The following is a 20,153-nucleotide window of genomic DNA, read 5'->3' on the forward strand; positions in this document are numbered from 1 at the left end:
CCGCATGATCCGCGCAAAGCTGCGCCTGCTCGCCGCCGCACTCGCAACCGCCTGTCTCACCCAGCTCTCGATCGCCCTGGCCCCCACCGCATCCGCGGCCGACACCTGCGCCGTCAAGTCACGCCCCGCCGGAAAGGTCCTCCAGGGCTACTGGGAGAACTGGGACGGCTCGTCCAACGGGGTGCACCCGCCGTTCGGGTGGACCCCGATCACCGACTCGCGTATCGCCGCGCACGGCTACAACGTGGTCAACGCGGCGTTCCCCGTCATCCGCTCGGACGGCACCGCGCTGTGGGAGGACGGCATGGACGCGGGCGTGAAGGTGGCGACGCCGACCGAGATGTGCGCGGCCAAGGCGGCCGGGCAGACGATCCTGCTGTCCATCGGTGGAGCGGCGGCCGGGATCGACCTCAGTTCGTCCACCGTCGCCGACCGTTTCGTGGCGACGATCGTGCCCATCCTGAAGAAGTACAACTTCGACGGGATCGACATCGACATCGAGACGGGCCTCGTCGGCAGCGGCAGCATCGGCCAACTCTCCACCTCGCAGGCCAACTTGATCCGCATCATCGACGGGGTGCTGTCCCGGATGCCGTCGAACTTCGGGCTGACCATGGCGCCGGAGACCGCGTACGTCACGGGCGGCAGCATCACGTACGGCTCGATATGGGGCGCGTATCTGCCGATCGTCAAGAAGTACGCGGACAACGGGCGTCTGTGGTGGCTGAACATGCAGTACTACAACGGCAGCATGTACGGCTGCTCCGGCGACTCGTACTCCGCGGGCACCGTCCAGGGCTTCACCGCGCAGACCGACTGCCTGAACAAGGGACTGGTCGTCCAGGGCACCACCATCAAGGTGCCGTACGACAAGCAGGTCCCCGGCCTGCCCGCCCAGTCGGGCGCGGGCGGCGGCTACATGTCACCGAGCCTCGTCTCCCAGGCATGGCAGCACTACGGCACCAGCCTCAAGGGCCTCATGACCTGGTCGGTCAACTGGGACGGCTCGAAGAACTGGACGTTCGGCGACAACGTCAAGGCCCTCCAGGGCCGTTGAGCCCTGGCCACACCCCTCAGCCCGCGACTCCCATCGCCGGCAGCTCCCCCAACCGCCGCCACTCCGGTGCCGCCTCGACGACGTGGGAGTTCATCGTGGCAACGCACGAAGCCCCCGGCTCCCATGCAGGGAACCGGGGGCCTCCGTGCCGTACGAAAAGCCGGATCAGCAGCCGATCAGACGCGAGGCCAGGTACCCCTCGATCTGATCGAGCGACACGCGCTCCTGCTTCATCGAGTCACGCTCGCGCACCGTGACGGCGTTGTCGTCGAGCGTGTCGAAGTCGACGGTGACGCAGAACGGCGTACCGATCTCGTCCTGGCGGCGGTAGCGGCGGCCGATGGCGCCGGCGTCGTCGAACTCGATGTTCCAGTGCTGGCGCAGCGCGGCGGCCAGGCCCTTGGCCTTGGGCGACAGCTCCGGGTTGCGGGACAGCGGCAGCACCGCGACCTTGACGGGAGCCAGGCGCGGGTCGAGCCGCAGCACCGTGCGCTTCTCCATCTTGCCCTTGGCGTTGGGGGCCTCGTCCTCGACGTACGCGTCGAGCAGGAAGGCCAGCATCGCGCGGCCGACACCCGCAGCGGGCTCGATGACGTACGGAGTCCAGCGCTCGCCGGCCTCCTGGTCGAAGTAGGAGAGGTCCTGGCCGGAGGCCTTGGAGTGCGCGCCGAGGTCGTAGTCCGTGCGGTTGGCGACGCCCTCGAGCTCACCCCACTCGTTGCCGCCGAACTGGAAGCGGTACTCGATGTCGGCGGTGCGCTTGGAGTAGTGCGAGAGCTTCTCGGCCGGGTGCTCGTACCAGCGCATGTTCTCCTCACGCAGGCCGAGGCCGGTGTACCAGTTCCAGCGCTCCTGCATCCAGAACTCCTGCCACTTCTCGTCCTCGCCCGGCTTGACGAAGAACTCCATCTCCATCTGCTCGAACTCGCGGGTGCGGAAGATGAAGTTGCCGGGCGTGATCTCGTTGCGGAAGGACTTGCCCATCTGGGCGATGCCGAACGGCGGCTTGCGGCGCGAAGTGGTCTGCACCTGGGCGAAGTTGGTGAAGATGCCCTGGGCGGTCTCGGGGCGCAGGTAGGCGATGGAGCCGCTGTCCTGCGTGGGGCCGAGGTGGGTGGAGAGGAGGCCCGAGAACTGCTTGGGCTCGGTGAACATGCCCTTGTTGCCGCAGTTGGGGCAGTTGATGTCCGCGAGGCCGTTCTCCGGGAGGCGGTGGTGCTTCGCCTCGTACGCCTCCTCCAGGTGGTCGGCGCGGAAGCGCTTGTGGCAGGAGGTGCACTCGGTGAGCGGGTCGGTGAAGGTGGCGACGTGACCCGACGCGACCCAGACCTCGGTGGCCAGGATCACCGACGAGTCGATGCCGACGACGTCCTCACGGGAGGTGACCATGTAGCGCCACCACTGGCGCTTGATGTTCTCCTTGAGCTCGACGCCGAGCGGGCCGTAGTCCCACGCGGCGCGCTGTCCACCGTAGATCTCACTACAGGGGAAAACGAAGCCACGGCGCTTGCTCAGGCTGACGATGGTGTCGATCTTGTCGGCGGCCACGGTGCTCTCTTCATTACGAACGGACGGCAGCGAATGCTTCAGGTTACCGGCGCCGCCCACCCCCGTATCAAATCGGTTGTGCGCCGCGTCCGGAGTGCGGGCTTACCGACTACTTACCCCACAGCTTCCCCGAGGGCTTGTTGACAATCGTTTCCAGATTTGTTGAAAATGAGTGTCATGAACGTACAGCGACGCCTCATATCAGGGACCGCCGTGGCCGCCGCCACCGTCCTCGGCCTCGGCACCCTCTCCGCCTGCTCGGACTCCTCCGCGGCCGACAACAAGAGCGGCGGGAAGCTCGACGTGGTGGCGTCGTTCTACCCCCTGCAGTACCTCGCCGAGGAGATCGGCGGGACGCATGTGCACGTCACGACCCTGACGCAGCCCGGTCAGGAACCGCACGACCTGGAGATCAGCGCCAAGCAGACCGCGCAGCTCCAGGTGGCGGACGCCATCCTCTACCTCAAGAACCTGCAGCCGGCCGTCGACGACGCCGTGGCGCAGTCCGAGGCCAAGACCAAGATCGACGCCGCGTCACTGACCACGCTGGAGAAGCACGGCAACGAGGTCGGCGGCCACGCGGACGAGCACGACGACCACGAGGGCGAGGAGTCCGGCGGCAAGGACCCGCACATCTGGCTCGACCCGGTGAAGTACGCCGAAGTTGCCACGGGCGTCGGCAAGGCACTCGAGAAGGCCGACCCGGACCACGCGGCGGACTACAAGAAGAACACCGCGTCGCTGGTCAAGAAGCTCGACGGGCTCAACACCCAGTACGAGGACGGGCTCAAGAACACCAAGTCCAAGGTCTTCATCACCACCCACGCCGCCTTCGGCTACCTCGCCGAGCGCTACGGCCTGACCGAGGAGGCCATCAACGGCCTGGACCCGGAGTCGGAGCCCAGCGCGAACCGCGTGCAGGACCTTGAGAAGATGGCGAAGGCCGACGGCGTCACGACGGTCTTCTACGAGACGCTCGTCAGCGACAAGACCGCCAAGACCATCGCCAAGGACGCGGGCCTCAGGACGGACGTCCTCGACCCGATCGAGGGCATCACCAGCAAGTCCCGGGGCAACGACTACGTCCAGGTCATGGAGTCGAACCTGAAGGCGCTGCAGAAGGCTCTCGGCGCCAAGTGATCACTGTGGAGGACCCTGTGAGCGAGCCCGTCATATCCCTGCGCGGCGTGACCGCCGAGCTGGGCTCGCGCCCGGTCCTGCGCGGAATCGACCTCACCGTGCACCGCGGAGAGGTCGTCGCGCTGCTCGGCGCCAACGGCTCCGGCAAGTCGACCGCCGTGCGCAGCGTGATCGGCCAGGTCCCGGTCAGCGGCGGCGAGATCGAGATCTTCGGCACCCCGCGGCGCCGCTTCCGCGACTGGCAGCGCCTCGGGTACGTCCCGCAGCGCACCACCGCCGCCGGTGGCGTGCCCGCGACGGTCACCGAGATCGTCGCCTCCGGGCGGCTGTCCCGCGCCCGCTTCGGCGTGCTGCGCAAGGCCGACCACAAGGCCGTACGCCGGGCCCTGGAGCTCGTCGGGATGGCGGACCGTGCCAAGGACTCCGTGAACGCGCTGTCGGGCGGCCAGCACCAGCGTGTGCTGATCGCCCGCGCCCTCGCCTGCGAACCCGAGCTGCTGATCATGGACGAGCCGATGGCGGGCGTCGACCTGGCCAGCCAGGCGGTCCTGGCGGGCACCCTGCGCGAGCAGGTCGCCCAGGGCACCTCCGTCCTCCTCGTCCTGCACGAGCTGGGCCCCCTGGAGCCGCTGATCGACCGCGCTGTCGTCCTGCGCGACGGCTGCGTCCTCCACGACGGCCCGCCCCCGAAGGCGGTCGGCCAGCACGCGCTGCCCGGCCACGACCACGTACACCCGCACGCGGCTCACGACGCCGAACCGATCCGGACGGGACTGCTGAGCTGATGGGACTGCTGAGCTGATGGACTTCCTCGACTACGCCTTCATGCAGCGGGCCCTGCTCGCCGCCGTCCTCGTGGGCATCACCGCGCCCGCCGTCGGCATCTACCTCGTGCAGCGCCGCCAGGCCCTGATGGGCGACGGAATCGGCCACGTCGCGATGACCGGCGTCGGCCTCGGCTTCCTGCTGTCCTGGTCCCCGGTGTGGATGGCCACGCTCGTCTCCGTGCTCGGCGCCGTCCTCATGGAGCTGATCCGCTGGTACGGCAAGACGCGCGGCGACATCGCGCTCGCGATGCTCTTCTACGGGGGCATGGCGGGCGGCGTGATGCTGATCAACCTCGCGCCGGGCGGCTCCAACGCCAACCTGATGTCGTACCTCTTCGGCTCGCTCTCGACGGTCTCGCAGGAGGACGTGACGGCGATCTGCCTGCTGGCGGGCTTCGTCGTCCTCGTCGCCCTCGGCCTGCGCCGGCAGTTGTTCGCGGTCAGCCAGGACGAGGAGTTCGCGCGGGTGACCGGGCTGCCGGTGCGCGCCCTGAACCTGCTCACGGCCGTCACGGCGGCCGTCACCGTCACCGTCGCCATGCGGATCGTCGGCCTGCTGCTGGTCTCCGCCCTGATGGTGGTGCCGGTCGCGGCCGCGCAGCAGCTGAGCCGGAGCTTCGCCGCCACCTTCGCCATCGCGGTGGCGATCGGGGTGAGCGTGACCCTCGGCGGCACGGTGACCACGTACTACGTGGATGTGCCGCCCGGCGCGACGATCGTGCTGATGGCCATCGGCGTGTTCATGCTGCTCACGGCGCTGGCGACGCCGCTGGCGCGCCGCAGGGCACGGGCCGCCGCGCAGGAGGCCGGGGACCCGGCGGAGTGCGCGATTCCGGCCACGCGCGACCCGGAGAGCAAAGTCGGCGTCTGACCGGGCACAGCCCGGACTGGCACAATGACCGGGCAAGGGCAGACGCGAGGAGGCAACGGTGACAACCGCTGGATCGCCCGTACGGGGCCGTTCCACCCGGCAGCGTGCCGCCGTGGCGGCGGCGCTCGACGAGGTGGACGAGTTCCGCAGTGCGCAGGAGCTCCACGACATGCTCAAGCACAAGGGTGACTCGGTCGGGCTCACCACCGTGTACCGCACGCTGCAGTCCCTGGCCGACGCCGGCGAGGTCGACGTCCTGCGCACCTCCGACGGCGAGTCCGTCTACCGCCGCTGCTCGACCGGCGAGCACCACCACCACCTCGTCTGCCGCGTCTGCGGCAAGGCCGTCGAGGTCGAGGGCCCGGCCGTGGAGAAGTGGGCGGAGGCGATCGCGACCGAGCACGGCTACGTGAACGTCGCCCACACGGTGGAGATCTTCGGTACGTGTGCGGAGTGCGCGGCGGCGAAGGGCTGAGCCCTTCAAAGGGACAGGTGCTTCAAACCTCCGGCACACGCCCATGGGTTGCGTGCCGGAGCGCGGCGGCCGCTCCGGCGCTCGTCGGCACGGCGGCCACGACCCGGCACGCCTACACGATCAGGTGATCACCGTTGATCGGCCTATCGGGCACAGGTCGCCGCGCCTTATCCAGGACGTATGGATGATCTCCGTACGTCAGCGACGCACCACCACCCTTTCTCCCGGCGGCAGTTCACGACCGCGGCGGGCACGGCCACGGCCGCCGCGGCACTCGGTCTGACCGCCACCGACGCCACCGCCGCGCCCGCGATCGCACCCGCCGCACCCTGCCCGCCCCGATCCACCGCCGACTGGAAGACCTGCCTCGCGGTCGCCCGCGCCCTCCTCGTCGTCGACGGCGACGACAAGCCGCTCGTGCCCGGCTACGAGAAGATCCTCGGCTCCGGCTTACCCCGAGCCCGCGGCAAGGGCGCCAAGAAGGTCCTGGTGGTCGGCGCGGGCCCGGCCGGTCTCGTGGCCGCCTGGCTGCTGAAGCGGGCCGGACATCACGTCACGCTGATCGAGGCCAACGGCAACCGCGTCGGCGGCCGGATCAAGACGTTCCGCACCGGCGGCCACGAGCGGGCGGCGCAGCCGTTCGCCGACCCCCGCCAGTACGCGGAGGCCGGGGCCATGCGGATCCCCGGCAGCCACCCCCTGGTGATGAGCCTGATCGACGGTCTCGGGGTCAAGCGGCGCCGCCTCCATCTCGTGGACGTCGACGCCGAGGGCAAACCGGTCAACCACGCCTGGCTGCATGTGAACGGCGTACGGGTGCGCCGCTCGGACTACGCGAAGAATCCGCGCCGGATCAACCGGTCCTTCGGCGTGCCCCGCAAGCACTGGGACACCCCCTCCTCGACGATCCTGCGCCGGGCCCTGGACCCCGTACGCAACGAGTTCAGTACGGAGGGAGCGGACGGCAAGCGGGTCGACAAACCGCTGTCCGAGCGGGTCCGCGGCTGGGCCCGGGTGATCCAGAAGTACGGCGACTGGTCGATGTACCGGTTCCTGACCGAGGAGGCCGGCTTCGACGAGCGCACCCTCGACCTCGTCGGCACCCTGGAGAACCTCACCTCACGGCTGCCGCTGTCCTTCGTGCACAGCTTCATCAGCCAGTCGCTGATCAGCCCGGACACCAAGTTCTGGGAGCTGGTGGGCGGCACCGCGACGCTCCCGGACGCGCTGCTGGACAAGGTGCGCGACGTACTGCGCCTGGACCGGCGCGCGACCCACATCGAGTACTGGGACCCGGACCGGCACGGCACCGACGACACCTCGCACGTGCACGCCGGCGGCCCGCACGTGTGGATCGACACGGTGTCCGAGGGGCGCGACGGCAAGGTGATGCGCGAGCAGTTCACCGGCGACCTCGCGATCGTCACCGTACCGTTCTCCGGGCTGCGGCAGGTCCAGGTCAGCCCGCTGATGTCGTACGGCAAGCGCCGGGCCGTCGCCGAGCTGCACTACGACAGCGCGACCAAGGTGCTGCTCGAATTCAGCCGCCGCTGGTGGGAGTTCACCGAGTCCGACTGGAAGCGGGAGCTGGAGGCGGTGCGCCCCGGCCTGTACGAGGAGTACCGGGCCGGAAAGGCGCCCGCCGACGGGAGTCTCCTGGGCGCGCACCCGTCCGTGCCGCGCGGCCACATCAGCCCGGCGCAGCGCGCCCACTACGCGGCCAACCGCTGGGCGACCCGCGACCAGCCCGAGGCGGCGCACATCATCGGCGGGGGCTCGGTCTCCGACAACTCCAACCGGTTCATGATCAACCCCTCGCACCCGGTCTCCGGCAGCGAGGGCGGCGTCGTCCTCGCCTCCTACAGCTGGGCCGACGACGCCTCCCGCTGGGACTCCCTCGACGAGGACGCCCGTTACCCGCACGCGCTGCGGGGGCTGCAGCAGGTGTACGGGCAGCGCGTCGAGGTCTTCTACACCGGGGCCGGCCGCACCCAGAGCTGGCTGCGCGACCCGTACGCGTACGGCGAGGCGTCCGTCCTCCTCCCCGGCCAGCACACGGAACTCCTCGCGGCGATCCGTGCGCCGGAGGGTCCGCTGCGGTTCGCCGGTGACCACACGTCGGTCAAGCCGTCATGGATCGAGGGGGCCGTGGAGTCGGGGGTGCGGGCGGCGTTGGAGGTGCATCAGGGGTGAGCCGAGCGGGTCGGGGGCGCGCTGCCCCCGACCCGCCGATCACGCCTCGTTGCCCTTCATGGCCGCCTCCATCGCGAGCAGCTCCTCGTTCGGGACGGCGCCGCCGAAGCGGCGGTCGCGGGAGGCGTACTCGACGCAGGCGCGCCACAGGTCACGGCGGTCGAAGTCCGGCCACAGCACGTTCTGGAAGACCATCTCGGCGTAGGCGCTCTGCCAGAGCAGGTAGTTGGAGGTGCGCTGCTCGCCGCTGGGCCGCAGGAACAGGTCCACGTCCGGCATGTCCGGGTAGTAGAGGTACTTCGCGAAGGTCTTCTCGGTGACCTTCGACGGGTCGAGCCGGCCCGCCTTCACGTCCTCCGCCAGGGCCAGCGCGGCGTCGGCGATCTCGGCACGGCCGCCGTAGTTCATGCAGAAGTACAGCGTCAGCCGGTCGTTGTCCTTGGTCTGCTCCTGGGCGATCTGGAGCTCCTTGGCCACCGACTTCCACAGCTTGGGCATCCGGCCCACCCAGCGGACCCGGATGCCGAGTTCGTCGAGCTGGTCGCGGGTCTTGCGGATGAAGTCGCGGTTGAAGTTCATCAGGAAGCGCACCTCGTCGGGCGAGCGCTTCCAGTTCTCGGTGGAGAAGGCGTACAGCGAGATGGCACCGACCCCCATCTCGATCGCGCCCTGCAGCACGTCGAGCACGCGCTCGGCACCGACTTTGTGCCCCTCGGTACGCGGCAGCCCACGTTCCTTGGCCCAGCGTCCGTTCCCGTCCATGACGATCGCCACATGGTTCGGGATCAGCTCACCGGGGAGCTTCGGCGCGCGGGCACCGGACGGGTGCGGTTCCGGCGTCCTGTACTCGCGGCGCTGGCGTCCCAGGATCCCGCGTACGACCATGTGCTTCTCGTCTCCCTCTTGCTTGCAGTTGTGGTGCTTGCTTGCTGGTACTTGCTTGCTCGTGTACGTCTATTTCTCTACGTACCGAAGGGAGCGCAGCCCGCGCTCCAGATGCCAGTGCAGATAGGCCGACACCAGCCCGCTGCCCTCCCGGACGTACCGCGGCTCGCACGCCTCCGCGGTCTCCCAGTCTCCCGTGAGCAGCGCGCCGAGGAGTTCGAGGGCCTGCGCCGAGGGTACGACGCTGCCGGGCACCCGGCAGTCGACGCAGACGGAACCTCCCGCCGCGACCGAGAAGAACCGATTCGGTCCCGGCATCCCGCACTTCGCGCAGTCGCTGAAGCTGGGCGCGTAGCCGTTCACGGCGAGGGAGCGCAGCAGGAAGGCGTCGAGGACGAGGTGCGGTTCGTGCTCACCGCGGGCGAGGGTGCGGAGCCCGCCGACCAGCAGCAGATACTGCTGCACGGCGGGCTCCCCCTCGTGATCGGTGAACCGCTCGGCGGTCTCCAGCATGGCCGTCCCGGCGGTGTACCGCGCGTAGTCGGTGACGATCCCGCCACCGTACGGAGCGATCGTCTCGCTCTGCGTGCACAGCGGCAGCCCGCGCCCGACCAGTTCGCTCCCCCGCGCGAAGAACTGCACGTCCACGTGCGAGAAGGGTTCGAGCCGCGCCCCGAACTTCGACTTCGTCCGCCGGACGCCACGGGCCACGGCGCGTACGCGGCCGTGACCGCGGGTGAGCAGCGTGATGATCCGGTCCGCCTCACCCAGCTTCTGGGTGCGCAGCACGATGCCGTCGTCGCGGAACAGGCTCATGGGGCCATTCTCGCGTACGGAGTCAGCGCGCGTGGTCGGGGTGGCTGATCGCATCCCAGGGAGCCAGGTTCCAGGGGCTGGCCTTGTTCGCCGGGTCCAGGAGGGACTTCAGGTGCGCGTCGGAGGCGGCCTGCGGGGCGGGGAAGCCCGCGTCCGGGGTGCCCTGGAGGTTGTCCCGCCAGACCATCCGGCCCAGCAGGTAGTGCTCGGCGTACTCGTTCCAGGACGCGTACGACCGCACCACCGCCGGCACGATGTTCTTGAGCGCGGTCCACGCCTCGGCCTCGCTCAGCATTCCGCACGCGAAGCCCCTGCGGGAGATGTCCACGTACAGGCCCGCGTCCCACGCCAGCGGTTCGACGCCGAGCCTCAGCCGTGCGCGGGCGCGGTAACCGGTCCGTGCGAGGCCGTCGAGCCGGCCGACCAGTTCGTCACGCGAGGTGATCTCCCACTGGTCGGCCAGCCACCGTCGGGCCTTGTCGTCATCGATGCGGGTGAACGGGTACAGGGTCGTCCGCGACGCGTCCCGGTCCCGGCTCACGGGCGCGCTGAGCGACACCATCCACAGCTGGTGCGTGGTGAGGGGAACGGGGTACTTGCTCGCCGCCTTCGGCTTGCGACGGTTCCATATCGCCATGGCGCCGCACCCTATGTCACCCCTGTCACCGCGTCCCGCAGGGGATCACCGTGCTTCCCCCTTCAAGGGACCTCTCCCCGACTGCGCGCATTCGCATACGCCGTCGCCGCGCTGAGTCGTTCCGCCGCGGTGGCTCGCCGGACGGCGTCCGGTTCGCAGTCCCACTCCTTGCCACCGCCGAGCGGTCTCAGCTGTACGTACGGGCCCTCGTGCCCCATGACCATGCCCACCTTCCCTGTGCGAGTGTCGACGGCGTACGAGCCGATCGGAGGCTTCGGCTGCTTCGGCGGCGTCACCGCAGGGCCGCCGCGAGCCGGGCCGCGACCGCGACGGAACAGCCGCCCAATTCGACCAGCGGACAGGGTGCCTCGCGCGCCAGAGTCGCCGGGTCGATCCGCAGCGACGGCAACATAATTCCGGCGTGGGCGAGCGCAGTCCGCAATTCCTTCACGGTTTCCTCCGCCTCTTCGACGCAGTGCGCCGAGTGTCGTCCCCCGAGTGGTGCGTGTTCTTCCTTCACGGTGCTCCCCTGTCTTTTTGAGTTTCACGCTTTGCATCTCCATCGTGACGCTCCGCATCTACACTCGGCAGGAGTCTGTCCTCTACAAGTGCGGCGCAGCGTAAGGGGGTTGGCCTGTGGCCAACGGTTCGCGGCTGGCAGCGTGGGAGTTCTTCGGTACGGAGCTGAAACGGCGCCGGGAGGAGGCCGGTTTCACCCAGGTGGAGTTGGGGGCACGCGTTTTCGTCTCCGGGGGCTACATCGGCCAGTTCGAACAGGCCATTCGGAAACCGCAGTTGGATGTGGCCCGCAGGATCGACGAACTCCTACAAACCGGGGGCTTTTTCGAGCGAACATGGCGAAAGCTGATCGATGACAAGCGGTACGCGGATTACTTCGCGGAGGTTGTCGAGCTGGAGCGGACGGCGACGAAGATTGCGGAGTTCGCGCCTACGCTGGTGCCGGGGTTGTTGCAGACGGCGGCGTATACCCGCACCGTGATGGTGGCGGGCAACCCGTTCGTCACTGACGAGTACGTCGAAGAGAAGGTGGCGGCCCGCAGGGAACGGGCGCGCATCCTGGACGACGCTACAAGGCCCGTGTATTGGTCGATCCTGCATGAGCACGTGCTGAAGATCCCGGTCGGCGGCGCGGCCGAGATGGCCGAACAGCTCGACCACATCGCGGGCCTGATGCGACAGCGCAAGGTGCTGGTGCAGGTGTTGCCGTACTCGGTGGGGGCGTACCCGCTCATGGGCCGCATGGTGCAGCTCATGGAGTTCGAGGACGCCCCGCCAACTGCCTATACAGAGGCGGTGTATTCGGGGAACCTGCTGGACGATCCGGCCCTGGTTAAGCGGGTGCAAGAGGCATACGATCTGCTCAGGGCCGCCGCACTGTCGCCGGAGGCGTCCCTGGCCCTGATCGAATCGGCGGCGGAGGACCACAGACGATGCGCGAGTACGACCTGAGCCTCGCTCGGTGGCGCAAGAGCAGCTACAGCGACGACAACGGCGGCGAGTGCGTCGAGGTCGCGTACGACTTCATCGGCGCCGCCCAGTGGCGCAAGAGCACGTACAGCGATGACAACGGCGGCAGCTGCGTCGAGGTAGCCGATGGAGTCCCCGGCGTCGTCCCCGTGCGCGACAGCAAGGTCCCGGACGGACCCGTGCTGATGGTCAGCCCCCTCGCCTGGACGGAGTTCGTCGGCGCCGTTACGAAGTGACCCTGCCGCCGGTTTCCAAGTGAGCGTGGGACCGCCCGCTGGGGCGTCGGTCAGTCGATTTTCTGCAGGCTGGCGTCTACGGACTGTTCGGTGCCGTCGTGCTTGGTCGCCTTGTAGACGAAGTCCAGGGTGTTGCCCGGCCTCAGGGTGAGGGTGATTCGGCCGTTCTTGACGCAGTTGCCGGACTGGATGGTCTCGCCGAGTGTCACTTGCTTACTGGTGTCGACCGTGGTCAAAGTGACGACGCCGTAGCAGTCGGACGGTCCCATCTCGTAGTGAATGCGACCGACGTCTTCCCCCTTGGCACCCTGGTTCAGCTCCAGAGTCACGCGGTAGTGATCCGTCTGGGCGATGTTGAGCTCTTCGGCGTTGCCCTGCCAGTGCCCGATGAACTGCTCCGGCAGGCCGACGACCGTGGGGTCGCTTGAGGGAGCGCTGGGCGCGGGCGACGAACCACTGGGGGACGGACCGGGGTCGGGGGCGTCTGAATCCCCGCCCAACAGCACGAACAATCCGATCAGGGCTGCCACGATCGTGGCCGCGGCGCCGATGAAGGCCACGGTGAGCGCGGTGCGGCGGGACTCCGATGGGCTTGTGGCAGGGGCTGGGGCCGGCTGGGGCTGGGGCCTCGAGTCGGGGTTCGTCGGGGACTGCGGGGTGGTCATGGAGCGGCCTCGGATGGGGAGTTCGGCGGGAGGTCAGCTCATATTGCCGGTGCCGGTCTGACGTTGGGTGACTTTCACCGAAATCTACGAAATAGATCATGAAGAATCGATTCGTCCCTCGACTCCGCAGAGCTGACGCCCGCCCTCCCACTTCACAGGAGCGGCAACAACCGCCCGCCACAGTTGGTCCGCCAAGTGCGGCTGGGGCTGCTGCATGAGGGGGACCAGCTGCCGCCGGTCATCGAGGTGACCCGGCCATCCCCTAGACCCCCGGTCAACCGACCTTTCGCAACTCCCCGTCGCCAAAGACCGCGACCAATACCAGGCTGCCGCCCAACGCCTCGACATACCGCGCCACGACATCCGTACCGGAAACCTGACCACTCTCGATCTGCGAGACCCGCCCCTTGGTCACGCCCATGCGCTCGGCCACCTGCGCCTGGGTGAACCCGCGCTCCTGGCGCATGTCGACCAGCCGCCAGGCCCGAGCCTCGGCGAGCATGCGCTGAGCGCCCTCCAGAAACGCGTCCCGACCGCCCGCAAGCTCCTCCGCCCTCTCGCGGTGCCCACTGGCCGACCACCTGACGTATTCGCTCACTTCCCCGACTCCTTCTTCCGATCAGCCACGTACTCCGCGTACCGGGCCTCAGCCAGTGGAATCGCCTCGTCGTACCAGGCACTCCAGTTCCCGGCCTTGTCGCCGGCCACCAACAGGATCGCGGAGCGCCACGGGTCGAAAACGAATAAGACGCGCACCTCGCTCCGACCCGCCGAACCGGGACGCAACTCCTTGAGATTGTGCAAGGTCGAGCCTTTGATCCGGTCGACGAGAGGACGCCCCTCGGCGGGGCCGTGGCAGGCGAGGATCCAGATCGCCTGGTTGACGAGCGTGTACGAGTCCGGATCGGCCTTCTCCAAGTCGTGCAGCCACTGATCCACATCGGCGGTCAGGTAGATGTCCCACTGCTCTTCCACCTTCAATCCTTTCGCGAGTTTAGCATTCACTAAACCCTTCAAGGTGGGAGCAACAAGCCCCAACCCTGGATCTTCACCCGTACGGGACACCCGCCCTCCGGCAACGACCCCCGGCCGCACATAGCCAACCCGCTCTCAGCGTGACCGTCGGGATGATCGTCCACTGGGCCGAGACGGGCATCTATCTCGGCCTTGCCCCGCGCGCCTCGCCGGGGCCGGCTTCTGGTGGATCCGGCGCCGCCAGAACTGACCCGCACCGGCCTCACCGGCTCGCGGACACCAGCCCCGCCTCATAAGCGATGATCACCAGTTGCACCCGGTCCCTCGCGTCCAGCTTCGACAGCAGGCGGGTGAGGTACGTCTTGGCCGTGGCGACGCTGATGAAGAGCCGCTCCGCTATCTCCGTGTTGGACAGGCCCGTACCGACCAGGGTCAGGACCTCGCGTTCGCGTTCCGTGATGCCCTTCAGATCGCGGCGTGCGCGGGCCTGTTCGGGGCGGGCGGCGGTGAAGTCCTGGATCAGTCGGCGGGTGACGCCGGGGGCTATCAGGGCGTCGCCGGCCGCCACGACGCGAACCGCGCCGATGATGTCGTCCAGCGCCATGTCCTTGACCAGGAAGCCGGACGCGCCCGCGTGCAGCGCCCCGTACACGTAATCGTCGTCGTCGAAGGTGGTGAGGACGACGATGCGCGAGTCGCCGGGGCCGGTCGTGATTCGGCGGGTGGCTTCTATGCCGTCCATGCCGGGCATGCGGATGTCCATCACGACGACGTCGGGGGTCAGTTCCTCCGCGAGGGCCACCGCCTCCTCGCCGCCCGCGGCCTCCCCCACCACCTCGACGTCCTCGATGTCGGCGATGACCATCCGCAGCGCCGTACGGATGAGTTGCTGGTCGTCGGCGAGGACCACGCGGATCGTCATCGCGCTCCCACCCGCACCGGAACCGGGAGGCGGGCCGTCACGCGGAAGCCGCCCTCGGGGCGCGGCCCGGCCGTGAACTCGCCGTGCAGCAGGGCCACTCGCTCGCGCATGCCGACGAGGCCGAAGCCCGTGTCGGTGCCGCTCCCCCGGCCGCGGCCGTCGTCCGTGACGTCGACGGCGACTTCCTCGTCCCGGTAGTCGACGGTCACCTGGCAGGCGGTCGTGCCCGCGTGCCGTACGACGTTGGTGATCGACTCCTGGATGATCCGGAAGGCCGACAGGTCGATGTCCGAGGGGAGTTGACGGCGCTCGCCCTCCCAGTGGACGTCCACGCGTACGCCCGCGGCCGTCGTCGCGGCGGCCAGCCGGTCGAGATCGGCGAGCCCCTCGGCGGGGCGCAGGGGCGAGGAGTCGGGGGCCCGGCCCTGGTCCGCCTGTCGTAGCGCGACCAGCATGCGGCGCAGCCCGGCGAGGGTCTCCCGGCCCGCCGTCTCCACCGCCGTCATCGCCTCGCGCGCGGCGTCCGGCTGGGTGTGCACGACGCGGGCCGCCGCGCCCGCCTGGAGGGCGATGATGCCGATGCTGTGGGCGACCATGTCGTGCATCTCGCGGGCGATGCGCAGGCGTTCGTCGGTGACGGCCTGGGTGGCGGCCTGCAGGCGCAGCTTCTCGGCATACGCGCGGGTGCGGTGGGAGGCGTCGCCGAGCAGCCAGGCCACGACGGCCGTCAGCGCGACGGCGAGTTCGGCCGACACGCCGATGCCCCAGCCGGACAGCAGCCGTACGGTCAGCCAGGCCACCAGGAGGCCGAGCGCCATGGAGACGGCGGTGACGCCCGTACGCCGCGGGCGGGCGGCCGCGATGAAGTAGAGGGCGACGTCGACCGCGAGGAACTGGGGCAGCTGGATCGCCCCCACAGCCAGGTTCATCGTCGCGAAGCCGGCGGCCGCCAGCAGCAGGGCGAGGGCGGTCAGCGGCCGGCGCGGCAGCAGGCGGCTGCCCGCCAGTGCCAGCGCGGTGGCCAGCGCGAGGATGACCAGGCCGTCCCACCGGTAGAACTGGACCGCGGTCTGCTCGTCCGGTGTCACCTCGCCGGGGAGCCGTACGCGCGCCAGGAACGTGAAGACCGTGCTCGCACACCAGGTCAGGGCCACCCAGGCACCCGGCGGCACGCGCTTGAGCAGGGGAAGCGGCGGCGTGACATGCATGCGCCGATCGTAGGCGCGCGCCCTCCGCACGGCATCGGCCCGCGGATGTACGACCCGGGTCGACACCCGCCGGTGAAGAGTGTCCGCGCCGGGCCGATGCCCCGGGCCCGCCCCCGGCGAGACGGTGTTCCCTGTGATCGAAGTCAATGAACTGACAAAACGCTACGGCGACACCACCGCCGTACGGCAGCTGACGTTCCAGGTGCGCCCGGGGCACGTCACCGGGTTCCTCGGCCCGAACGGTGCGGGCAAGACGACGACCCTGCGCATGCTCCTCGGCCTGATCGCCCCGACCGGCGGAACCGCCACCGTCGACGGCCGCCCCTTCCGGGAGCATCCACGCGGACTGCGCCACGTCGGCGCGCTCCTCGACGCGGGCGATGTACACGGCGGACGCAGCGCGCGGGCTCATCTGTCGGCTCTGGCCCGCAGCAACCGGATCCCGGCCGGCCGCGTGGACGAGGTGTTGGCGGAGGTGGGGCTGACGGGCGCGGCGGCCCGGCGCCGCGTCGACGGGTTCTCCCTCGGTATGAAGCAACGCCTCGGCATCGCCAATGCGTTGCTCGGCGACCCACCGGTGCTGATGTTCGACGAACCACTCAACGGCCTTGATCCGGAAGGTGTGTTGTGGGTGCGGGGCCTGTTTCGGCGGCTCGCCTCCGAGGGCCGTACGGTCTTCGTCTCCAGCCATCTGATGTCCGAGATGGAGAACACCGCCGATCAGTTGATCGTCATCGGGCGGGGTGAGCTGATCGCCGCGGAGAGCGTGGCGGAGTTCGCGGGGCGCGGCACCCGGCTCACCGTAACGGTTCGTACGCCGGACTCCGACCGGCTCGCTGCCGTGCTGTCCGCCGAGGGAGCGGCGGTGGCGCCGTACGACGACCGGACCCTCAAGGTGACGGCCCTCAGCGCGGCACGCATCGGTGAACTCGCCTTCCAGCACCACATCCTGCTCGAAGAACTGACCCCGCAGGCCGCCTCCTTGGAAGCGGCCTTCATGGAACTGACCGCCGACAGCGCCGAATTCCTCGCCGGAGACGCCCGATGACGACCACCCTCACGCTGCCCGCTCCCCGGTTCGTGGATCTCCTCGCCGCCGAGTGGATCAAGCTCCGGTCCCTGCGCTCGACGTACTGGGCGCTCAGCGCCGGCGCCCTCGCGGTCATCGGCTTCAACGCGAACGCGGCACGGGTGGACGCGAGCGACTTCCCCCGCTTCAGCGGTCCGATGCGTGCACATGTCTGGCAGTTGGCCCTCCGTGATGCCTTCACCGACGGCTCCGCCATGATCCTTATCCTCGCGGTGGCGAGCATCGGCGCGATCACGATCGTGGGCGAGTACTCGACGGGCCTGGTCCGTACGACGTTCGCGGCCGTTCCCGACCGCCGTGCCCTGATGGCGGCGAAGGTGACCCTGGTGGCCGCCGTCATGACGGTCTACGGCGTGCTCGTCGCGGGTGCCTCCTTCGCCTCGACCCAGGCGATCCTCGGCACGCGTGACGTCGGTGTCCCGCTCTCCCACCCCGGCGCCCTCCGTGTCGTAGCGGCCTCCGCGCTGCTCGCCCCGGTCTGCGCGCTGGCGGGTATGGCGCTGGGTGCCCTGATCCGGCACAGCGCGACCACGATGGTCGCCACCACCGCCGTACTCCTCCTGATCCCCATCTTCATCACCGACCGCTACCGGTGGACGGCCGCCGTCAAGCACGCCCAGCCCGTCAACGCCTGGACCCGCCTGACCGACATCGCCTACGGCCACGACCCCTTCACCCTGGTCCCCCGCTACCAGGCGACGGTCACCGGCGCCTGGATCACGTTCGCCGCGTGGGCGGCGGTCGCGGCGGTCGTCGCGGTGCTGGCGGTGGACCGCCGGGACGTGTGACCCGCTTGTGGGTGGGCCGGCGCTGTGCCAGCGTGCTGCCGCATGAGCGACGATCAAGACCGGGATACGACCCTGGCGCGGGCGATCCGCATGCGCGAGCGGGGCGAGCCGGCCGAGGCCCGCGAGCTGCTGCTGCCCCTCGCCGACCGCCACCCGACGGACGCCGAGGTCGCCTACCAGACGGCCTGGGCCCACGACGTCCTCGGCCTGGAGAAGGAAGCCGTCCCGTTCTACGAACGCGCCCTGGCCACAGCGGGGTTGGCGGCGGAGGACCGCCACGGCGCCTTCCTGGGACTCGGCAGCACCTACCGCATCCTGGGCCGATACGACGAGGCGGTGCACTGCCTGCGCCGAGGCCTGGAGGATTTTCCCGGGGACCCGGCTCTGCGGTCCTTCCTGGCCATGGCCCTGTACAACGTCGGGGAGGGGCGTGAGGCCGTGGGCACCCTGCTGAAGGTCCTCGCCGCCACCAGCGCCGATCCCCGGATTCAGGGCTACCGGCGCGCGATCGAGCACTACGCGGAGGATCTCGACGCCGTGGAGGGCGAGCCGCGGGCCGACTAGTCGCCGGCGAACGCGTCCATGAGTGTGTCGATTCTGAGGCGCAGGTCGGCGGAGGTGGCGCCGGTGATGGCGACGGACACCTCGTTGCCGCCGAGCGCGTTCGCGAGGCGGACGTGCAGGGAGTGACCGGCGCCGGTCAGGGGGCAGGAGTACCAGGCGTGCGGGTTCTCGTCATCGGTGGGTCCGAGGCCGAGGAGGACGGCGTCCCAGTCCGTCTCATCGAAGCGGGCGCCGTTGTACCCGGCCACGAGCGTCAGGAAAGAGCGGAGGTGGGGGCGCCAGATCCAGCCGCGCATCTCGTCCGACTCGGTTTCCGGGTCGGACACTTCGTCGGCGAGTCTGTGGGTCTGTCAGTCGCCGAAGCGGCGTACGTACCCGCGCTGCCACGGGGTCTCCACCGCGTGGCGGTCGTAGTGGCGGCGTACGTAGGCCACCGCCTGCTGCGGTGGGACTCCGTCGAGGACGGCCAGGCAGGCCAGGGCCGTGCCGGTGCGGCCACGGCCGCCGCCGCAGGCGATCTCCACGCGGTCGGTGTTGGCCCGGTTCCAGGCCTCGGTGAGTACCGTCTTGGCCTCGGTGCGGTTCGCGGGCAGGCGGAAGTCCGGCCAGCGCAACCAGTGGGACTCCCAGGGGACTTCGGGGGGCTGCTTGCCTAGCAGGTACACGGCGTACGTCGGTGTCGGGCCCTCGGGTGGGAGTGGTCGGCGCAGGGCGCGACCGCGTACCAGTCGGCCGGAAGGCAGGCGGAGGACGCCGCCGCCGTTCGGGTTCCAGGTCTCGGTCACGGGGCCAGGGTAGGCGTCCCGTCCCTGGGGGCTCCGCCCCCAGACTCCCTAAAAGACTGCGCAGTTCCCCGCGCCCCTGAAGGGGCGCGGGGAACTGCGCGACCAGCCCCCACCCACCCGCAGCCGACAGGCTGGTACGGGACGGGCAGGGGCGGAGGGGGCGAAAACCCCGTAGGGCCGACCCCGCTCAGCTCACCCCCCGCGAAGCCTGCGCAGCCCTCGCCTCGATGCCTCGGAAGTGGTCCGCCATCGCACGCTGCGCGCCCTCGACGTCGCGGGCGCGCAGCGCGGTGACGATGTCGCGATGGCGGCGAACGGTCACCTCGGGTGCCGGGTCGTCGGTCCAGCCGCGGACGCCGGCGACCCGGCGGAAGACGGTCCAGAAGGCGCCGAGAAGCTGCGGCACGAGGGCGTTGCCGAGGGAGGCGTACAGCAACTCGTGGAATTCGCGGTCGAGTTCGGGGAAGGGCCGCCCCTCGCGGCCCGCCGCCTCCATCTGGGCCACGACGGATTCGAGGCGGTCGAGCTCCGCCTCGGAGAGCGTCGCCGCGACCCGGCGGATCAGCCCCTCCTCCAGCACCTCGCGGACCTGCAGTATCTCCGCCAGCGCACCCGTCTCGTCATCCAGTTGGGCGAGCGTGCGGAAGGTGAGGCCGTCGACGAGCGGGGTCAGCGAGGCCTGGCCGACGTATGTGCCGTAGCCATGTCTGATCTCGACTATGTCGAGCGCCTGCAGGGCCTTGAGGGCCTCGCGGACGGAGTTGCGGCTCACGCCGAGGTCGGTCATCAGCTCGGTCTCGGTGGGCAACGGCGCACCCGCCGGGAGCTTGCGGTCGAGGATCAGTTGCATGACCTCGGACTGGATCTGGCTGCTCACCCGGCGCTCGGGCCGACGCCGGTTCCCGGTCTCCTCAGACATGCGCCGCATCGTACGCTCGCTGGACATCCGACGTCCCACCTCCGGACTGATTAAACGCCAACTG

24 protein-coding genes are annotated in these 20,153 nt (G+C 69.6%); 11 read left to right on the top strand and 13 right to left on the bottom strand.

The genetic code is table 11. The annotated features are described in order from the left end of the window. Positions 1–4 precede the first annotated feature (4 nt). Positions 5–1,057, top strand: a complete 1,053-nt coding sequence (locus tag ACFY0T_RS04725; RefSeq protein ID WP_388864551.1) for a chitinase — start codon at positions 5–7, stop codon at positions 1,055–1,057. A gap of 165 nt (positions 1,058–1,222) precedes the next feature. Here the strand turns inward: ACFY0T_RS04725 and ACFY0T_RS04730 are convergent, their stop codons facing one another. Further along, on the bottom strand, positions 1,223–2,605 hold the full coding sequence (locus ACFY0T_RS04730; protein ID WP_388864552.1) for a glycine--tRNA ligase: 1,383 nt from the start codon (positions 2,603–2,605) through the stop codon (positions 1,223–1,225). Positions 2,606–2,782: 177 nt separating this feature from the next. Between ACFY0T_RS04730 and ACFY0T_RS04735 the strand changes: the two genes are divergently transcribed. From ACFY0T_RS04735 to ACFY0T_RS04755, 5 genes are all read left to right on the top strand, one after another. Beyond that, a complete protein-coding gene (locus ACFY0T_RS04735) occupies positions 2,783–3,745 on the top strand; it encodes a metal ABC transporter substrate-binding protein (protein ID WP_388864553.1) in 963 nt (320 codons plus the stop codon). A gap of 17 nt (positions 3,746–3,762) precedes the next feature. Next, complete coding sequence (locus ACFY0T_RS04740; protein ID WP_388864554.1) at positions 3,763–4,530, top strand: metal ABC transporter ATP-binding protein; 768 nt, start codon at positions 3,763–3,765, stop codon at positions 4,528–4,530. Between the two features lie 16 nt (positions 4,531–4,546). Continuing rightward, a complete protein-coding gene (locus ACFY0T_RS04745) occupies positions 4,547–5,443 on the top strand; it encodes a metal ABC transporter permease (RefSeq protein ID WP_388864555.1) in 897 nt (298 codons plus the stop codon). Positions 5,444–5,501: 58 nt separating this feature from the next. Next, positions 5,502–5,918, top strand: coding sequence for a Fur family transcriptional regulator (locus ACFY0T_RS04750; protein WP_388864556.1), 417 nt, complete (start codon positions 5,502–5,504; stop codon positions 5,916–5,918). Positions 5,919–6,098: 180 nt separating this feature from the next. Then, positions 6,099–8,111 (top strand): flavin monoamine oxidase family protein, encoded by a 2,013-nt coding sequence (locus tag ACFY0T_RS04755; protein ID WP_388864557.1) that lies wholly within the window; start codon positions 6,099–6,101, stop codon positions 8,109–8,111. Between the two features lie 39 nt (positions 8,112–8,150). On the opposite strand, the gene ACFY0T_RS04760 is transcribed toward ACFY0T_RS04755, so the two are convergent. The 4 genes from ACFY0T_RS04760 to ACFY0T_RS04775 all read right to left on the bottom strand — a co-directional run bounded on the left by ACFY0T_RS04760 (position 8,151) and on the right by ACFY0T_RS04775 (position 10,969). Next, entirely contained in the window at positions 8,151–8,996 is an 846-nt protein-coding gene (locus tag ACFY0T_RS04760) for an isoprenyl transferase (RefSeq protein ID WP_388864558.1), read from the bottom strand. A 69-nt stretch (positions 8,997–9,065) separates the two neighbouring features. Further along, a complete protein-coding gene (gene recO, locus ACFY0T_RS04765; protein WP_388864559.1) occupies positions 9,066–9,812 on the bottom strand; it encodes a DNA repair protein RecO in 747 nt (248 codons plus the stop codon). A gap of 22 nt (positions 9,813–9,834) precedes the next feature. Further along, complete coding sequence (locus tag ACFY0T_RS04770; RefSeq protein ID WP_388864560.1) at positions 9,835–10,449, bottom strand: DUF1266 domain-containing protein; 615 nt, start codon at positions 10,447–10,449, stop codon at positions 9,835–9,837. Positions 10,450–10,741: 292 nt separating this feature from the next. Beyond that, positions 10,742–10,969 carry a hypothetical protein gene (locus tag ACFY0T_RS04775; protein ID WP_388864561.1) on the bottom strand — a complete coding sequence of 76 codons (228 nt, stop codon included), beginning with the start codon at positions 10,967–10,969 and terminating at the stop codon, positions 10,742–10,744. Positions 10,970–11,085: 116 nt separating this feature from the next. Here ACFY0T_RS04775 and ACFY0T_RS04780 point away from each other — a divergent pair, with 116 nt between their 5' ends. Both ACFY0T_RS04780 and ACFY0T_RS04785 read left to right on the top strand, forming a co-directional pair. Continuing rightward, on the top strand, positions 11,086–11,919 hold the full coding sequence (locus ACFY0T_RS04780) for a helix-turn-helix domain-containing protein (protein ID WP_388864562.1): 834 nt from the start codon (positions 11,086–11,088) through the stop codon (positions 11,917–11,919). Beyond that, positions 11,901–12,173, top strand: a complete 273-nt coding sequence (locus ACFY0T_RS04785) for a DUF397 domain-containing protein (protein ID WP_388864563.1) — start codon at positions 11,901–11,903, stop codon at positions 12,171–12,173. The genes ACFY0T_RS04780 and ACFY0T_RS04785 overlap by 19 nt, the downstream gene beginning before the upstream one ends. Before the next feature lie 50 nt (positions 12,174–12,223). On the opposite strand, the gene ACFY0T_RS04790 is transcribed toward ACFY0T_RS04785, so the two are convergent. The 5 genes from ACFY0T_RS04790 to ACFY0T_RS04810 form a co-directional block, all read right to left on the bottom strand. Further along, positions 12,224–12,733, bottom strand: a complete 510-nt coding sequence (locus tag ACFY0T_RS04790; RefSeq protein WP_388864564.1) for a hypothetical protein — start codon at positions 12,731–12,733, stop codon at positions 12,224–12,226. Between the two features lie 379 nt (positions 12,734–13,112). Beyond that, positions 13,113–13,436 (bottom strand): helix-turn-helix domain-containing protein, encoded by a 324-nt coding sequence (locus ACFY0T_RS04795; RefSeq protein WP_388864565.1) that lies wholly within the window; start codon positions 13,434–13,436, stop codon positions 13,113–13,115. Continuing rightward, positions 13,433–13,813, bottom strand: a complete 381-nt coding sequence (locus tag ACFY0T_RS04800) for a type II toxin-antitoxin system RelE/ParE family toxin (protein WP_388864566.1) — start codon at positions 13,811–13,813, stop codon at positions 13,433–13,435. Before ACFY0T_RS04800 ends, ACFY0T_RS04795 begins: the two co-directional genes overlap by 4 nt. 262 nt (positions 13,814–14,075) lie before the next feature. Next, a complete protein-coding gene (locus ACFY0T_RS04805; protein ID WP_388864567.1) occupies positions 14,076–14,735 on the bottom strand; it encodes a response regulator in 660 nt (219 codons plus the stop codon). After that, a complete protein-coding gene (locus tag ACFY0T_RS04810) occupies positions 14,732–15,943 on the bottom strand; it encodes a sensor histidine kinase (protein WP_388864568.1) in 1,212 nt (403 codons plus the stop codon). The genes ACFY0T_RS04805 and ACFY0T_RS04810 overlap by 4 nt, the downstream gene beginning before the upstream one ends. Positions 15,944–16,076: 133 nt before the next feature. Between ACFY0T_RS04810 and ACFY0T_RS04815 the strand changes: the two genes are divergently transcribed. The 3 genes from ACFY0T_RS04815 to ACFY0T_RS04825 are packed head-to-tail and all read left to right on the top strand — an operon-like array spanning position 16,077 to position 18,385. Next, positions 16,077–16,991, top strand: coding sequence for an ABC transporter ATP-binding protein (locus tag ACFY0T_RS04815; RefSeq protein WP_388864569.1), 915 nt, complete (start codon positions 16,077–16,079; stop codon positions 16,989–16,991). Then, positions 16,988–17,821, top strand: a complete 834-nt coding sequence (locus tag ACFY0T_RS04820) for an ABC transporter permease (protein WP_388864570.1) — start codon at positions 16,988–16,990, stop codon at positions 17,819–17,821. Before ACFY0T_RS04815 ends, ACFY0T_RS04820 begins: the two co-directional genes overlap by 4 nt. A gap of 42 nt (positions 17,822–17,863) precedes the next feature. Further along, positions 17,864–18,385 carry a tetratricopeptide repeat protein gene (locus ACFY0T_RS04825; protein WP_388864571.1) on the top strand — a complete coding sequence of 174 codons (522 nt, stop codon included), beginning with the start codon at positions 17,864–17,866 and terminating at the stop codon, positions 18,383–18,385. On the opposite strand, the gene ACFY0T_RS04830 is transcribed toward ACFY0T_RS04825, so the two are convergent. From ACFY0T_RS04830 to ACFY0T_RS04840, 3 genes are all read right to left on the bottom strand, one after another. Next, complete coding sequence (locus tag ACFY0T_RS04830; RefSeq protein ID WP_388864572.1) at positions 18,382–18,711, bottom strand: hypothetical protein; 330 nt, start codon at positions 18,709–18,711, stop codon at positions 18,382–18,384. The two genes, ACFY0T_RS04825 and ACFY0T_RS04830, sit on opposite strands and share 4 nt — an antisense overlap. A 24-nt stretch (positions 18,712–18,735) precedes the next feature. Further along, positions 18,736–19,170 carry a protein-tyrosine phosphatase family protein gene (locus ACFY0T_RS04835; RefSeq protein WP_388864573.1) on the bottom strand — a complete coding sequence of 145 codons (435 nt, stop codon included), beginning with the start codon at positions 19,168–19,170 and terminating at the stop codon, positions 18,736–18,738. A gap of 187 nt (positions 19,171–19,357) precedes the next feature. Further along, on the bottom strand, positions 19,358–20,098 hold the full coding sequence (locus tag ACFY0T_RS04840) for a FadR/GntR family transcriptional regulator (protein WP_388864755.1): 741 nt from the start codon (positions 20,096–20,098) through the stop codon (positions 19,358–19,360). Between the last annotated feature and the right edge of the window lie 55 nt (positions 20,099–20,153).

The organism is Streptomyces sp. NPDC001530, assembly GCF_042894545.1.
GTDB lineage: Bacteria > Actinomycetota > Actinomycetes > Streptomycetales > Streptomycetaceae > Streptomyces.

Excerpts from the sequence above, each read along its gene's own strand:
- ACFY0T_RS04735 (WP_388864553.1), top strand. The coding sequence starts at position 2,783 with ATGAACGTACAGCGACGCCTCATATCAGGGACCGCCGTGGCCGCCGCC.
- ACFY0T_RS04805 (WP_388864567.1), bottom strand. The coding sequence starts at position 14,735 with ATGACGATCCGCGTGGTCCTCGCCGACGACCAGCAACTCATCCGTACG.
- ACFY0T_RS04725 (WP_388864551.1), top strand. The coding sequence starts at position 5 with ATGATCCGCGCAAAGCTGCGCCTGCTCGCCGCCGCACTCGCAACCGCC.
- ACFY0T_RS04820 (WP_388864570.1), top strand. The coding sequence starts at position 16,988 with ATGACGACCACCCTCACGCTGCCCGCTCCCCGGTTCGTGGATCTCCTC.
- ACFY0T_RS04760 (WP_388864558.1), bottom strand. The coding sequence starts at position 8,996 with ATGGTCGTACGCGGGATCCTGGGACGCCAGCGCCGCGAGTACAGGACG.
- ACFY0T_RS04745 (WP_388864555.1), top strand. The coding sequence starts at position 4,547 with ATGGACTTCCTCGACTACGCCTTCATGCAGCGGGCCCTGCTCGCCGCC.
- ACFY0T_RS04755 (WP_388864557.1), top strand. The coding sequence starts at position 6,099 with ATGGATGATCTCCGTACGTCAGCGACGCACCACCACCCTTTCTCCCGG.
- ACFY0T_RS04785 (WP_388864563.1), top strand. The coding sequence starts at position 11,901 with ATGCGCGAGTACGACCTGAGCCTCGCTCGGTGGCGCAAGAGCAGCTAC.
- ACFY0T_RS04840 (WP_388864755.1), bottom strand. The coding sequence starts at position 20,098 with ATGCGGCGCATGTCTGAGGAGACCGGGAACCGGCGTCGGCCCGAGCGC.
- ACFY0T_RS04825 (WP_388864571.1), top strand. The coding sequence starts at position 17,864 with ATGAGCGACGATCAAGACCGGGATACGACCCTGGCGCGGGCGATCCGC.
- ACFY0T_RS04810 (WP_388864568.1), bottom strand. The coding sequence starts at position 15,943 with ATGCATGTCACGCCGCCGCTTCCCCTGCTCAAGCGCGTGCCGCCGGGT.
- recO (WP_388864559.1), bottom strand. The coding sequence starts at position 9,812 with ATGAGCCTGTTCCGCGACGACGGCATCGTGCTGCGCACCCAGAAGCTG.
- ACFY0T_RS04770 (WP_388864560.1), bottom strand. The coding sequence starts at position 10,449 with ATGGCGATATGGAACCGTCGCAAGCCGAAGGCGGCGAGCAAGTACCCC.